Origin of the sequence: Martelella sp. HB161492 (genome assembly GCF_013184775.1) — a bacterium.
Taxonomy (GTDB): Bacteria; Pseudomonadota; Alphaproteobacteria; order Rhizobiales; family Rhizobiaceae; genus Martelella.
The window spans coordinates 64,331-77,928 of sequence record NZ_JAATVV010000003.1 but is presented as its reverse complement, the minus strand read 5'-3'; the positions used below and the strand labels follow the sequence as shown (position 1 = coordinate 77,928).

Annotated in this window: 13 protein-coding genes; 8 read left to right on the top strand and 5 right to left on the bottom strand. The window is 61.0% G+C overall.

Annotated elements, in window-relative coordinates; genetic code table 11:
- Positions 1-68: 68 nt before the first annotated feature.
- On the bottom strand, positions 69-1,055 hold the full coding sequence (locus HCK86_RS06070) for a Gfo/Idh/MocA family oxidoreductase (RefSeq protein WP_176083579.1): 987 nt from the start codon (positions 1,053-1,055) through the stop codon (positions 69-71).
- A gap of 159 nt (positions 1,056-1,214) precedes the next feature.
- On the opposite strand from HCK86_RS06070, the gene HCK86_RS06065 reads away from it, so the two are divergent.
- Together HCK86_RS06065 and HCK86_RS06060 are read left to right on the top strand one after the other, a co-directional pair.
- On the top strand, positions 1,215-2,165 hold the full coding sequence (locus HCK86_RS06065; protein ID WP_176083578.1) for an aldo/keto reductase: 951 nt from the start codon (positions 1,215-1,217) through the stop codon (positions 2,163-2,165).
- A complete protein-coding gene (locus HCK86_RS06060) occupies positions 2,162-2,623 on the top strand; it encodes a GNAT family N-acetyltransferase (protein WP_176083577.1) in 462 nt (153 codons plus the stop codon). Before HCK86_RS06065 ends, HCK86_RS06060 begins: the two co-directional genes overlap by 4 nt.
- A 30-nt stretch (positions 2,624-2,653) precedes the next feature.
- Here HCK86_RS06060 and upp read toward each other — a convergent pair whose 3' ends face one another.
- From upp to HCK86_RS06045, 3 genes are all read right to left on the bottom strand, one after another.
- On the bottom strand, positions 2,654-3,283 hold the full coding sequence (upp, locus tag HCK86_RS06055) for a uracil phosphoribosyltransferase (RefSeq protein ID WP_176083576.1): 630 nt from the start codon (positions 3,281-3,283) through the stop codon (positions 2,654-2,656).
- Between the two features lie 112 nt (positions 3,284-3,395).
- Positions 3,396-4,358, bottom strand: a complete 963-nt coding sequence (locus HCK86_RS06050) for an adenosine deaminase (protein WP_176083851.1) — start codon at positions 4,356-4,358, stop codon at positions 3,396-3,398.
- 2 nt (positions 4,359-4,360) lie between these two features.
- Entirely contained in the window at positions 4,361-5,581 is a 1,221-nt protein-coding gene (locus tag HCK86_RS06045; RefSeq protein ID WP_176083575.1) for a phosphopentomutase, read from the bottom strand.
- A 184-nt stretch (positions 5,582-5,765) separates the two neighbouring features.
- Here HCK86_RS06045 and HCK86_RS06040 point away from each other — a divergent pair, with 184 nt between their 5' ends.
- Positions 5,766-5,906 carry a hypothetical protein gene (locus HCK86_RS06040; protein ID WP_176083574.1) on the top strand — a complete coding sequence of 47 codons (141 nt, stop codon included), beginning with the start codon at positions 5,766-5,768 and terminating at the stop codon, positions 5,904-5,906.
- Positions 5,907-5,915: 9 nt separating this feature from the next.
- Here the strand turns inward: HCK86_RS06040 and HCK86_RS06035 are convergent, their stop codons facing one another.
- Positions 5,916-7,160 (bottom strand): Zn-dependent hydrolase, encoded by a 1,245-nt coding sequence (locus HCK86_RS06035; protein WP_176083573.1) that lies wholly within the window; start codon positions 7,158-7,160, stop codon positions 5,916-5,918.
- 143 nt (positions 7,161-7,303) lie between these two features.
- Between HCK86_RS06035 and HCK86_RS06030 the strand changes: the two genes are divergently transcribed.
- From HCK86_RS06030 to HCK86_RS06010, 5 genes are all read left to right on the top strand, one after another.
- The gene (locus HCK86_RS06030; RefSeq protein ID WP_176083572.1) at positions 7,304-8,863 is read left to right on the top strand and encodes an ABC transporter substrate-binding protein; all 1,560 of its coding nucleotides are present in this window, start codon (positions 7,304-7,306) and stop codon (positions 8,861-8,863) included.
- Positions 8,864-8,927: 64 nt separating this feature from the next.
- The gene (locus HCK86_RS06025; RefSeq protein WP_141150651.1) at positions 8,928-9,872 is read left to right on the top strand and encodes an ABC transporter permease; all 945 of its coding nucleotides are present in this window, start codon (positions 8,928-8,930) and stop codon (positions 9,870-9,872) included.
- Complete coding sequence (locus HCK86_RS06020) at positions 9,872-11,812, top strand: dipeptide/oligopeptide/nickel ABC transporter permease/ATP-binding protein (RefSeq protein ID WP_176083571.1); 1,941 nt, start codon at positions 9,872-9,874, stop codon at positions 11,810-11,812. Before HCK86_RS06025 ends, HCK86_RS06020 begins: the two co-directional genes overlap by 1 nt.
- Positions 11,805-12,797, top strand: a complete 993-nt coding sequence (locus HCK86_RS06015; RefSeq protein ID WP_176083570.1) for an oligopeptide/dipeptide ABC transporter ATP-binding protein — start codon at positions 11,805-11,807, stop codon at positions 12,795-12,797. Before HCK86_RS06020 ends, HCK86_RS06015 begins: the two co-directional genes overlap by 8 nt.
- Positions 12,794-13,588 (top strand): FCD domain-containing protein, encoded by a 795-nt coding sequence (locus HCK86_RS06010; protein ID WP_176083569.1) that lies wholly within the window; start codon positions 12,794-12,796, stop codon positions 13,586-13,588. The genes HCK86_RS06015 and HCK86_RS06010 overlap by 4 nt, the downstream gene beginning before the upstream one ends.
- The last annotated feature ends 10 nt before the right edge of the window (positions 13,589-13,598 follow it).

Genomic DNA, 13,598 nt, shown 5'->3' with positions numbered 1-13,598 from the left:
GCTGACAAAATGCGGAAACTTATGAATCACACCAAAACCGTCTTGGGAATCCTGAATGTCGATTCGTCCTAGACCGTTTCCCAGCCACCACTTTCACCGGCACGATAAACGGCATCAATGAAGGCCTGGTTCCGGACCGAATCTTCCAGTGTGAAAATCTGCCCGGCCTCACCGGATACAGCCCGCGCGAAAGCTTCCACCTGCAGCTTGTACTGGCGTGTGTCCTGAAAACGGAAAATCTGCGTTTCACCATGCGACTGGTTTGAGAGGTGCACAGCTTCCTCGCCCCAGCGATTGGCATTGAAGGGGGCGACAACCTCGATCAGCCCTTCGGTCCCGTGAAAGGCCATCGTCTGGCGGCCCGCCATCTGGGTTGAGATATAAAAGGAAAGCTCGAAGCCCTCGAATTCGGCACGCACGGATGCGTAGATATCCGTGCCGAATTCAGGATCGAAACTGACCGTTGCCGAAACACGCTGCGGCTCCTTGCCGGTCGAGAAACGGGTCGTTACGGTCGGATAGACGCCGATATCGGGCAGCCCGCCACCGCCCAGTTCCGGTTTGTTGCGCATGTTCTGCGCATCACGCAGGAAGTAGGAAAAGGCGCCCTGGACCTGCTTCAGCTCGCCGATAGCGCCACCGGCAATCAGGTCACGCACCTTGGCCCATACGGGTGAATAGGTGACCATGAAGGCTTCACTGACGATAACGCCATTGCGATCGCGGGCAGCGATCACGGGCGCGATATCGTCAGCGGCAAGGGCCAGCGGCTTTTCCACCAGAACATGCTTGCCGGCATCGGCGGCCTTGATCGCCCATTCCACATGCTGCGCGGTCGGCAGCGGGATATAGACGGCATCAATCACATCACTGGCCAGCATTTCCTCATAGGAACCGAAGGCGTGGGGGGCGCCGAACCGATCCGCCATCGCGCGGGCACGCGCCTCGTCACGGCTTGCCACCGCACTCAAGACAGCATTCTCGGCATCCGTGATTGCAGGCACAACCAGTTCGCGGCCGATCTTGGCCGTCGACAAAATTCCAAAACGCAGCATCGGGTTTTCCTCACCATTTCAGTCTTGCCCGAAGCATAAAAAGCGACAGCGGCAAGGGCAAGCCACAAATCCGCTCCGGCCCTTCATTGCCATGGGCCAAGACACGGCATAGGCTTGCCCCCATCAGACAAGCGGCAATGCCATACGAGGAGACAGACCATGCAGGCGCGCAATCTTGGCGCAACCGGGCTTTCCATTGGTCCAATCGTGTTCGGCGGCAATGTTTTCGGCTGGACCGCCGACGAGGCCACATCATTCGACCTTCTTGACCGCTTCACCGGCGCAGGTTTCAACGCCATTGACACCGCCGACGTCTATTCCGCCTGGGTGCCGGGTCATCAGGGCGGTGAGTCAGAAGCCATGATCGGCCGCTGGCTGCAGCAGTCAGCGACGCGTCGTGAGGATGTCGTCATCATCACCAAGGTCGGTTCGCCCATGGGCGAGGACCGGAAGGGCCTGGGCGAGAAATGGATCATGGAGGCCGTGAACGGCTCGCTCCGCAGGCTTCAGACAGACCATATCGACCTCTATCTCGCACATTGGCCCGATGACGATGTCCCCCATGAAGAGACACTCTCGGCCTTTGCGCGATTGCGTGACCAGGGCAAGATCCGCGCCTTCGGCTGCTCGAATTACGACGCCGGCCAATTGCGGGCCGCCATGAATGCGGCGCGACAGGCCGGGCTGCCGTCCTATGGTGTACTGCAGCCGGAATATAATCTGCTGACCCGGGATAAATATGAAGGCGCCCTGGCCGAGATCTGCGTGGAGGAAGACATTGGCGTCATCCCCTATTACAGCCTTGCCGCCGGTCTTCTGACCGGCAAATACCGCTCGAAGGCCGACTTTTCCGGCGTCGCGCGATCTGCAACGCTGCAACGCTTCTGGAGCGAGCGCGCCGAACGCGTGGTGACAGCCCTGATCAACGTAGCCGATGAAATCGGCGAGACGCCGGCAACCATTGCCCTTGCCTGGCTGATGACCCGCAGAGGCATCACCGCGCCGATTGCCAGCGCCACAAAGCCGGAACAGCTGGAAAGCCTGCTGCGTGCTCCCGACGTCACGCTTTCGGCCGAGATGCTGACGACATTGCAGGAGGCAGGCGCATGAGCGTGCCCGTCACCATCCGCGACATTCGCCCGGCCGATCACGCAGCCTGGCTGACATTGTGGCAGGGCTATCTGACCTTCTATAAGGTCAGCCTGCCGGACAGCGTGACCGCGATGACCTGGGCGCGGATCATCGATCCTGTCTGCCCCGTCTTCACCCGCGTAGCCACGATCGACGACGCCGTCATCGGCTTTTCCACATGCATCATCCATCCGCGCACATGGGCGGTGGAGCCGGCCTGCTATCTGGAGGATCTCTATGTCGACGAGACACGACGCGGCATCGGCGCCGGCCGTGCGCTGATTGACGATCTGCTGGCCATGGGGCGGCGCGACAGATGGACCTGCCTCTACTGGCACACCAATGCGGACAACGCCACCGCGCGCAGGCTCTATGACCACTTCGCCCCCGCCGACGGCTTTGTGCGCTACCGTCTGGCGATCACCGCACCACAATAGGCGCCGGATGACCGGCGCCTTTCCGTCACCTTACTTGGTGCCGTACATGCGGTCGCCCGCATCACCGAGACCAGGCACGATATAGCCCATCTCGTTCAGGTGGCTGTCGATGGCTGCCGTGAAGATCGGCACATCGGGATGGGTGTTGCGAAAATGCGTGATGCCTTCGGGGGCCGCCAGCAGGCAGAGGAAGCGGATATTGGTGACACCGCGCTCCTTCAGCCGGTCGATTGCCGCGATCGAAGAATTGCCCGTTGCCAGCATCGGATCAACGACGATGACCAGACGTTCGGCAATATCTTCCGGCGCCTTGAAGAAATACTCGATCGCCTCCAGCGTGTCGTGATCGCGATAAACGCCGATATGGGAGACGCGGGCGGAGGGGACGAGATCCAGCATGCCTTCCAGCAGGCCGTTTCCGGCTCTGAGGATCGAGGCAAAAACCAGCTTCTTGCCCTCGAGAATCGGTGCTTCCATCGACATCAGCGGGGTTTCGATGGTTTCCATCGTCAATTCGAGATCCCGCGTCACCTCATAGCAAAGAAGGGTGGAAATCTCGCGCAGCAGCCGGCGAAAGCCCGCCGTCGAGGTTTCCTTCTGACGCATGATCGTCAGCTTGTGTTGCACCAGGGGGTGGTTGATTACCGTTACGCCATCCATGGTTTTCATCCCGCTCTTACCGACAAATGTTCTTTTCCGCTTTTGCGCCAAAAGCGGCTCTACGGCAAGCATAAGGCCGTCAATGCGCGGTTTTGAACAGGAAACTCTGCCTTCAGGCCGGAAGACGGGCCAGCAGCGCGTCCCGCGTCGCCTCATCGACGAAGGCCGCTTCGATCGCGGTGCGCGTCATCCGGGCGATTTCAGCGGCCGAAAAACCCATTTCGGTCTCCGCCCGCTGATATTCGAGCGAAAGCGACGTGTGGAAGAAGGGCGGATCATCCGACGACAGCGTGACCTTCACCCCGGCATCAAACAGCCTGCGCAGGGGATGGGCCTGAAAATTCGGATAGATGCCGAGCGCGACGTTGGACCCCGGGCAGACCTCAAGCACCACTCCTTCATCGATAAGCCGTCTCACCAGCGCGTCATCCTCGATTGCGCGGACACCATGGCCAATCCGATCCGGGCGGAGACAGTCGAGCGCCTCACGCACCGAAAACGCTCCCTCCAGCTCCCCCGCATGGACGGTAAGCTTCAGCCCGGCATCGCGGGCGATGTCGTAAGCGCGGGTAAAGTCTGTCATGCGATGCATGCGCTCATCGCCGGCAATGTTGAAGCCGGTCAGGAACGCACCCTGATAGGCACTGGCATAGCGTGCGGCGCCTTCCACCTGCTCCGGCCCCATATGCCGCTCGCCGATCATCACCATACGGCATTCGATACCGGTCTTGTCGCGGGCGCGCTCAATGCCTTCAACGATGGCGCGCATATAGCCATCGCGTGAAAGCCCGGCCGAAAGCCCCTGCTCCGGCGACACGAAAAGCTCGGAATAGATCGTTCCCGCATCGGCAAGCTCGGTGAGATAATCCTCCGCCAGCGCGGCGAAATCATCCTCGGAGCGGAAAACGCTGGCAATGGCGGCATAGGCTGCGACGAAACTGGTGAAATCATGCCACTGATAGACGCCATCCTTGAGATAGGCGCTCAGATCAACGCCGTATCTGTCCGCCAGACGCGCGGCGAGTGCGGGCGGAGCCGCCCCTTCGATGTGACAATGAAGCTCTGCTTTCGGCATGATCATAGGAAGGATGTCCCGTGCTTTCCGCGTTTGAGACCAAGGTGGAGAGCGATCGTCTCGCCGATATCGGCATAGCTGCGACGCACGCCTGACGATCCTGCGGTAATACCCGGACCGAACAGCAGCACCGGCACACGCTCACGGGTATGATCGCTGCCGCGCCAGGTCGGATCGCAGCCGTGATCGGCCGTGAGGATAACGATGTCGCCGGGCTTCATCTTCTTGATGATCTCGCCGATGCGCTGGTCGAACGCCTCGAGGGCTGCCGCGTAGCCCGGCACATCGCGGCGATGGCCGAATTTCATGTCGAAATCGACCAGATTGGTGAAAACCAGATCTCCATCTCCGGCGCGATCCATGGCACTGAGGCTTGCATCCACCAAAGCCGCATTGCCATCGCCCTTGAGGCTCTGCGTCACGCCCTTGGCGGCGAAGATATCGGAGATCTTGCCGACGCCGATCACCTGCCGTCCGGCGGCCTTCAGCCGGTCCAGCAGGGTTTCCTCCGGCGGCTCGACCGAAAAATCGCGGCGGTTGCCGGTGCGCTCGAAATTTGCCGGCGCCGTACCGATGAAGGGCCGCGCGATGACCCGGCCGATATTCAGCTCATAGGTCGCCTCGCGCACGATCCGGCAAAGTTCGAGCAGCTGACTGAGGCCGAAATAATGCTCATGCGCGGCGATCTGAAATACGCTGTCGGCAGAGGTGTAGAAGATCGGCTTGCCAGTGCGGATATGCTCCTCGCCAAAGGCCGCGATGATCTCGGTACCAGACGCATGGCAATTGCCAAGACTGCCGGAAAGCCCGGCTTCCTGGTAGATCCGTGTCAGCAGCGATGCGGGAAAGCAGTCGTCCTGATCAGGGAAATAGCCCCAGTCGAACATGACCGGCGTACCGGCAATTTCCCAATGGCCGGACGGCGTATCCTTGCCGCGCGACACCTCGCTTGCAGCGGCATAGCGGCCGAGCACCCGCTCCGGGCGGGTGACGCCTGCGGGGTACAGACCTGTCGCCAGCCGCGCCGCATCATAAAGGCCGAGCATCGCCATATTGGGCAGCGCAAGCGGCCCCTCGCGCAAACCTTGCCGGTCACCAAGGCCGGCCGCGCAGAACTCGGCGATATGGCCCAGCGTATCGGCACCGTTATCACCATACTCCCTGGCATCCGGCGCGCCGCCGATGCCGAAGGAATCGAGAACGTAAAGAAAGGCCCGTGCCATCGCGATCCGCCTCCTGAAGACTTTTCTGCGCCTGAAGAGCGGCATGTTTAGCGCGCCAGCCGGGCCTTGGCAAACCTTGCCTTAGAACATCCGGCCTTCACGTTTTGCTAACCATGTCCCTTAACGCGACTGAAGGGCTGTCTGAACGAAACTGTGGACAGTTGAGATTATCGGAAAAAAAGTAATGCGTGACCACTCCGACCTTGCAGACGACGTTATGGATTCCGGCAGCCTCGGCGATCTTGCCGTGCTTGCCGCCGCCATTCTTGCCGCCACGCTGACGGTGGCGACGGCCTGTATCAGCCTGATCAGCCTTTTCCCCTGACCGCTTCCGTTACGATACCGCTGAAAGCCGCATCAGCGCCGACAGCATGAGCTGAGCGCCCTTTTCGATATCGGCCCATTCGGAATGTTCCTCCGGTGCATGGGAAATGCCGTTGCGGCTCGGCACGAAGATCATCGCTGACGGGCAAAGCGCCATCATCGTCTGCGCGTCATGGCCTGCGCCTGAAATCATCTTCTGTGCCGGCAGTTTCAGCCGCAGAGCCTCTTCCGAAAGAAGCCTGACCAGCTGAGGATCGAAGGCAACGGGTGCAATGAAACTCTTCGCCTCGATCTGATGGACAAGACCATGGGCGGCGGCCACCGCGGCCGTCACATGTGCGAACAGCGTCTGCAGTCCGCGCATCACATCCTCCGAACGGTCGCGAATGATCACCGAGAAACGCGCCTCGCCCGGGATCGTATGCGGGTGATTGGGCAACAGTTCCACCTTGCCGATGGTGATCCGCGCAATATCGGAGCCCGACTTTTCAATCATCGCCGGGATCTGCGTCGCGATCTCGGCAAGGCCGGCAAAGGCGTCGGCGCGCATGTCCATCGGCGTCGTGCCGGAATGATTGGCCGTTCCCTTGAGTACCACCGAGAGATTGATGATGCCGGTCGCGCCCGTCGGCAGGCCGATCGGTCGTTTCTTCTGTTCCAGAACCGGCCCCTGCTCGATATGCAGTTCCAGAAATGCCACGACATCGCCAGGCCTGCGCGCCGCCGCCGGGATGGCGCTCGGATCAAGCCCCTGCGCCTGCATGGCATCCCGCAACGTCACACCATCGGCATCCACCGCCCGCTCAAGCCATTCAGCCGAGACCCGGCCAGCTATGGCTTCGGAGCCCAGCATGCCGCCGAAGCGTCCCTCCTCTTCCGAGGTGGCAACAACCTCGATCGGCACCGCCGGCTCAAGCCCTGCATCCTTCATCGCCCGCACACATTCCAGTGCTACGGCCACACCCAGTGCACCATCGAAAGCACCGCCATCCGCAACCGTATCGAGGTGAGAGCCGACCATGATCGAGGGGCTTCCTTCGGCTCCGAACCGGCCGAAAAGCGAATTGGCAGCATCACGAGAAACGGCAAGGCCATCCGCTTCCATGATGGCGGCAAAGCGATCGCGCACCGCCATATCCGCATCGGAAAAGCCGATGCGGTTGAAGCCGCCGGTTTCCGGTAAAAACCCGAACATATTGATTTCAGACAGCAATTCCTGAAGCCGTCGCAGGTTGATCCTTGGCTCAGTTGGCATGTTGTTTTCACTCCCTGACCGTCCATTGCAGCGCGCATTTGTGCATATGGAACCACACTCCTATAAATTTATTATAATAATTATCTTGAACATGACAAAATTTTCATGATTAATTATGAAAAATCCAACAGAGGAGAACTGACATGAAGCGCCTCATCGCTGCGGCCCTTGCCGCCGCGTCACTCATGTTCGCTGTGCCGGCCATGGCCCAGACGCCGCCCAATGTTCTGGTTGTCGGCCAGATTGCCGAGCCGAAATCGCTCGACCCGGCAGTTGATACGGCGGTCAATGATTTCCGCATCCTCACGAATATTTACGATGGTCTGGTGCGCTACAAGGATGGCACGCTGGAAGTGGAACCCTCGCTTGCCACAAGCTGGGACATTTCCGACGACGGAACCGTCTACACCTTCCACCTGCGCGACGGCGTGACATTCCACGATGGATCGCCCTTCAATGCCGAGGCGGTGAAGTTCAACTTCGACCGCATGCTGGATGAGAGCAATCCCTATCACGACACCGGCCCCTTTCCGCTGTCCTTCAATTTCTCATCGGTCAAAAGCGTCGATGTCGTTGACGATCTGACGGTCAAGTTCACCCTGTCGGAACCCTATGCGCCCTTCCTGTCGAACCTCGCTTATCCGACCGGCCTGATCGTCTCGCCGGAAGCGGTGAAGCAATATGGCAAGGATTACGGACGCCACCCCTCCGGCACCGGCGCATTCAAGTTTGAGGAATGGGATCCGAACGCCAAGGTCGTTGTTTCGCGCAATGATGATTACTGGGATGGCGCACCGCCGCTTCAGGCGGTTGTCTTCCGCCCGATCACCGATGCCAATACCCGCGTTGCCGAGATGATGTCGGGCGGGCTCGACGTGATGGTCGAGGTGCCGCCGGACAGTGTCCAGCAATTCGCGAGCGATGCCAATTACACCGTCTACGAGCAGTCCGGCCCGCATGTCTGGTTCCTGATCCTCAACATGAAGGATGGCGTTTTCGCCGACAAGAAGATCCGCCAGGCCGTCAATTACGCGGTCAACAAGCAGGCGATCGCCGACAATATCCTGCAGGGGACAGCAAGCGTCGCTGCCGGCCCGATCGCACCCGCCTTCGGCTGGGCCTATGACGAGAATCTCGACCCCTACCCCTACGATCCGGAAAAGGCCAAGGAACTGCTGAAGGAAGCCGGCTATGATGGCAAGGAACTGACCTTCTACGTCACCGAGGGCGGTTCTGGCATGCTGGAACCGCAGGCCATGGCCACCCAGATCCAGGCTGATCTCGAAGCCGTCGGCATGCCGGTCAAGATCGAGACCTATGAGTGGAACACCTTCCTCGGCAAGGTCAATCCCGGCCTGGAGGGCAAGGCAGACATGGCCGAAATGGCCTGGATGACCAACGACCCCGATACGCTGCCCTTCCTGACGCTCAGGACCGAAGCCTTCCCCGACAAGGGCGGTTTCAACTCCGGCTACTATTCCAACCCGGAGGTCGACAAGCTGCTGGAAGAAGCCCGCACCGCCACCGATCAGGACAAGCGCGCCGCGCTCTATGTCAAGATGCAGGACATTGTTCACGACGACGCACCGTGGCTCTTCGTTGCGAACTGGAAGCAGAATGCCGTGACCAAGGCTTCGGTTGAAGACTTCAAGCTGCAGCCCTCCTTCCTTCTGGAGCTGCAGAAGGTTTCCAAGCCGAACTGATCCGCCAGATCCGAAAGGCCCCGGAGTCCGACTTCGGGGCCTTTTCCATTCAGAGGGACCTGCCATGGCTCGCTATATTCTGAAGCGCCTGCTGACGCTCATTCCCGTTCTATTCGGCCTCACCATCATTGTCTTTGCCATCATGGCGATGATCCCCGGCGACCCGGCGACAGCCATTCTCGGCTCCTATGCGACGCCGGACAATGTCGCGCGGATCAACAAGGCGCTCGGTCTCGACAAGCCGCTGGTGAGCCAATATTTCATCTGGCTCGGCAATCTGATGCATGGCGATTTCGGCCGTTCCTATACCCAGAACCGGCCCGTCATCGACATCATCTCCGAACGTTTCGGCAATACGCTGATTCTTGCCGGTACGGCGCTGGTGCTCTGTTCCATCTTCGGGCTTCTGGCCGGCATCATTTCAGCCGTGCGCCAATATGGCTTCACCGACAAGGCCGTCACCTTTCTGGTGCTGATCGGCATTTCCATTCCCTCCTTCTGGCTTGGCCTGCTCTTGATCCTGGGCTTTGCCGTCAAGCTGCACTGGTTTCCGGCAAGCGGCATGGAGGCGATCTATGGCGGCGGCGGCCCGCTTGACCTTCTCCACCATCTGGCGCTGCCCGCCATCACCCTTGCCGTCGTGGCAACCGGCGTGATCGCGCGACTGACACGCACCGCCATGCTGGAAGTGCTGAGGCAGGACTATATCCGCACCGCCCGTGCCAAGGGGCTGAAGGAGCGGCGGGTGATCATGGTTCATGCCTTCAAGGCCGCCCTCGTCTCCGTCATTCCCGTTCTCGGCATTCAGGCCGGCTTCGTGCTCGGCGGCGCCGTCTATATCGAAACCGTGTTCCAGTGGCCGGGCATCGGCTCGATGCTGGTGACCGCCATTTCCACGCGCGACCTGCTTTTAGTGCAGGGCGGCGTGCTGGTTGTCGCCGCAGCCTATGTGCTGGTGAACCTTCTCGCCGATGTCATCCAGACCATGCTTGACCCGAGGCTGCGCTGATGAGTGATACAGTTTCCACCACAACCGTCGACAAGCCGGCTGCAAAAAAGGGGCGCCCGAGCACCCTGGCGCTGCTGCTGAACAACACGCTGGCAACGGCAGGCCTGGTGATTTTCGTCGTGATCGCGCTTGCGGCACTGGCGGCACCGATCCTGCCGCTTGCCCCACCCAATATCACCGATCCGGCAATGAGGCTTGCGCCCGTCTTCACCGAGGGCCACCTGCTTGGCACCGATGCGCTGGGCCGTGATCTGCTTTCGCGCCTTGTCTGGGGTACCCGGGTCAGCCTTGCGGTTGGCATCTCGGCGACACTGATTGCCGCCTTTTTCGGCTCACTGATCGGCCTTGTCGCAGGCTATGCCGGCGGCCGCACCGACAATATCCTGATGCGCGGCATCGATATGGTCATGGCCTTTCCCTATATCCTGCTGGCACTGGCGATCGTCGCCGTGCTTGGCCCCGGCCTGCTGAATGCGCTTTATGCGATCGCCGTCGTCAATATCCCGTTTTTCGCCCGCAACATCCGCGGCATGACGCTGGGGCTGTCCCGCCGTGAATTCGTCGAGGCGGCCAGACTGTCCGGCAAATCGCATACGGCCATCCTGTTCGGCGAAGTGCTGCCCAATGTGATGCCGGTGATCGTCATCACCATGTCGACCACGATCGGCTGGATGATCCTCGAGACGGCGGGGCTGTCCTTCCTCGGCCTCGGCGCCCAGCCGCCTCAGGCTGATCTCGGTTCGATGCTGGGCGATGGCCGCAAGGTGCTGTTCACCAATGCCCATGTCTCGATGGTACCCGGCATCATGATTTTCGTACTGGTGATGAGCATCAACCTGCTCGGCGATGGCATTCGTGATGTGCTCGATCCGCGGCTGAAATCCGGAGCGCTGGCCCGTCCTGGTGCCCGCACCGCCGTCAGGCGCGGCGCTCGCCCCGAAGTGACGCCGCGCGAAGACAGCGTGCTAGATGTTCAGGGGCTGAAGACCCAGTTTCATGTCGGTGGCGATGTCTATCACGCCGTCGGCGGTGTCGATCTCCATCTGCGCGAAGGCGAGTGTCTCGGCCTTGTCGGTGAATCCGGCTCCGGCAAATCGGTGACCGCCATGTCGCTGATGGGACTGGTGCCAACGCCGCCCGGCCGCATTGCCGGTGGTGCAGCCTTCCTCGATGGCGAGGATCTGTTTGCCGTGTCCAACGAGCGGATCCGCCAGCTGCGCGGCGCGGCGGTCAGCCATGTGTTTCAGGACCCGCTCTCCACTTTGCATCCGCTGTTTCCCGTTGGTGACCAGCTGATCGAGGCGATCCGGGCCCATGCACCGCTTTCAAGGGTGAAAGCACGGGACAAGGCGATGCGCCTTCTCGAACAGGTGCGCATCCCCAATCCGGCCGAGCGCCTGAAAGCTTTTCCCCATGAGCTCTCCGGCGGCATGCGCCAGCGCGTTGCCATCGCCATGGCGCTTGCCAATGATGCAAGGGTGATCATCGCCGATGAACCGACAACGGCGCTTGACGTGACCGTGCAGGCACAGATCCTCGAACTGCTCGATAGGCTGCGGCGCGAGCGTCAGACCGCGATCCTGTTCATTACCCATGATTTCGGCGTGGTCTCCGCCATCTGTGACCGGGTCGCCGTCATGTATGCCGGACGGATTGTCGAAACCGGGACAACGGCGGAACTGCTTGCAAAGCCTGCCCACCCCTATACCGCCAAGCTGATCGAATGCGTGCCGGTTCTGGGCGAGCCGGAGCGCCGGCTCGACGCCATTGAAGGGCGCCCGCCGGTCGTCAATGCGCTTCCCGACGGCTGCGCCTTTGCCGAGCGCTGTCCCTTCGCTGAGGCGGATTGCCTGAAGGGCGATATTGCGCTTGAGGCGCTCGGCGCCGAGCGCGGCGTGCGCTGTCTTCATCCCCTAAACCGGGAGAACGCCAATGACTGACGAGATGCTGATTTCAATCGAGCGGGCCGAACGCGTCTTCGGCGGCGGGAAAACCCTGTTCGGCCGGCAATTGCCTGCTGTCCACGCCGTGCAGGATGTCACCATCGACGTCAGAAAAGGCGAAACGCTCGGCATTGTCGGGGAATCAGGCTGCGGCAAATCCACCCTTGCCCGCATGCTGACCGGCCTTGATCGCCCGACGGGCGGCAGCATCACCTTCCAGGGCCTGGATCTGGCAGAAGAGGCGCGGAAAAACCCGAAAGCGCTGGCCCGCCGGGTGCAATATGTGTTTCAGGACCCGGTATCCTCGCTCAATCCGCGAAAAAAGATCCGCGACGTCCTTGAGGCCCCGCTGATCCACCTGCTCGGCCTGTCCAGGGCGGAGCGCGCAAAGCGGCTGGAAACGCTGATGGACGCCGTCAATCTGGCGCCCGAATTCCTCGACCGCTACCCGCATGAATTCTCCGGCGGGCAGGCCCAGCGCATCGGCATCGCCCGCGCACTTGCCGCCAATCCGGAGGTCATCGTGCTGGATGAGCCTGTTTCAGCGCTTGATGTTTCCGTGCAGGCGCAGGTGCTCAACATTCTCGATGATCTGAAAGCCCGCTTCGGCCTGACCTATATCTTCATCAGCCATGATCTTTCGGTGGTGGAGACGATCTCCGACCGGGTGGCGGTGATGTATTTCGGCCGGATCGTCGAGCTTGGCGGGCGTGATGCGGTCTTCAGCCGGACCTTGCACCCCTATACACGTCTGCTCTTGAATTCGGCGCCGGCTCCGGGCAAAACCGCTGTCTCCGGCGGCGATCGTGATGCGGAACTGCCGGACCCGTACAATCCGCCGAGGGGCTGTGCCTTTGCCGCACGCTGCTCTGAGGCAGCTGAGATCTGCGCAACGACCGTGCCACCGGTCGAGGCCAAGCACGGGCGAGACACCGCGCATCAGACCGCATGTCACCATCCCTTGATGGAAAGGACTTCATGAGCAAGCCGACACCAGAGCGACGGCAGAGTTTCGCCACACCGCTTGCGGAGAAAAAGCGCAAGCGACCGGACATGACGGCCGACCTCCTGCGTGAACGCCTGCTTGATGCCGGGCTGAAACCCGGTGACCGCATGCCGGCCGAATGGCTGGCGCCGGACGCGCTGAAAGTATCGCGCGGCACGTTGCGCGAGGCGCTGAAGATCCTTGAATTCCAGGGACTGATCGCTTCCAAGACCGGCCCTGGCGGTGGCATTTTCGTGCGCGCCATGACGCCATCGGATGCGATCCAGACCGCAACCAACCTGTTCTTGCAGCGTCCGCCGACCATCACCGACATCTACGCCCTGCGCAAGCAGCTGGAACCCGAACTTGCCGCTGATGCTGCCACGCATCTGCCGGATGAGGCCCTTGTGACGCTGAAGGAAACGATCCGGATCTATGAGAAGCGGCCCGAAAGCGGCGAGGAGGAATATCTTCAGCGTCTCGCCGAACTCGATTTCCATGCCGAGCTGGCCCGCAATGCCTCCAATCCGGTGCTCGGCTTTACCTGCGCCCTGCTTTTGAACCTGTTGCGCGACCTGCCGCAATGCCGGGCCATCTATCAAAAACCCAATCCGGGCCTACGGGAAACCGGCATTTTGTACCAGATCGAGCTGATCCGGGCGATCGCCGAACGCGACCCGCTGAAAGCCCGCGACATCATGACCGGCCATATGATCGAGGCGGAGCGCTATATGCAGACCCGTGAAAGGCTGTTGCTTGAAGACAGCGAGACGGGCGCAGGCGGTTAAGGGAGAGAGC

Coding starts and splice junctions, on each gene's coding strand:
- HCK86_RS06070 (WP_176083579.1), bottom strand. CDS start 1,055: ATGCTGCGTTTTGGAATTTTGTCGACGGCCAAGATCGGCCGCGAACTG.
- HCK86_RS06065 (WP_176083578.1), top strand. CDS start 1,215: ATGCAGGCGCGCAATCTTGGCGCAACCGGGCTTTCCATTGGTCCAATC.
- HCK86_RS06060 (WP_176083577.1), top strand. CDS start 2,162: ATGAGCGTGCCCGTCACCATCCGCGACATTCGCCCGGCCGATCACGCA.
- upp (WP_176083576.1), bottom strand. CDS start 3,283: ATGGATGGCGTAACGGTAATCAACCACCCCCTGGTGCAACACAAGCTG.
- HCK86_RS06050 (WP_176083851.1), bottom strand. CDS start 4,358: ATGCCGAAAGCAGAGCTTCATTGTCACATCGAAGGGGCGGCTCCGCCC.
- HCK86_RS06045 (WP_176083575.1), bottom strand. CDS start 5,581: ATGGCACGGGCCTTTCTTTACGTTCTCGATTCCTTCGGCATCGGCGGC.
- HCK86_RS06040 (WP_176083574.1), top strand. CDS start 5,766: ATGCGTGACCACTCCGACCTTGCAGACGACGTTATGGATTCCGGCAGC.
- HCK86_RS06035 (WP_176083573.1), bottom strand. CDS start 7,160: ATGCCAACTGAGCCAAGGATCAACCTGCGACGGCTTCAGGAATTGCTG.
- HCK86_RS06030 (WP_176083572.1), top strand. CDS start 7,304: ATGAAGCGCCTCATCGCTGCGGCCCTTGCCGCCGCGTCACTCATGTTC.
- HCK86_RS06025 (WP_141150651.1), top strand. CDS start 8,928: ATGGCTCGCTATATTCTGAAGCGCCTGCTGACGCTCATTCCCGTTCTA.
- HCK86_RS06020 (WP_176083571.1), top strand. CDS start 9,872: ATGAGTGATACAGTTTCCACCACAACCGTCGACAAGCCGGCTGCAAAA.
- HCK86_RS06015 (WP_176083570.1), top strand. CDS start 11,805: ATGACTGACGAGATGCTGATTTCAATCGAGCGGGCCGAACGCGTCTTC.
- HCK86_RS06010 (WP_176083569.1), top strand. CDS start 12,794: ATGAGCAAGCCGACACCAGAGCGACGGCAGAGTTTCGCCACACCGCTT.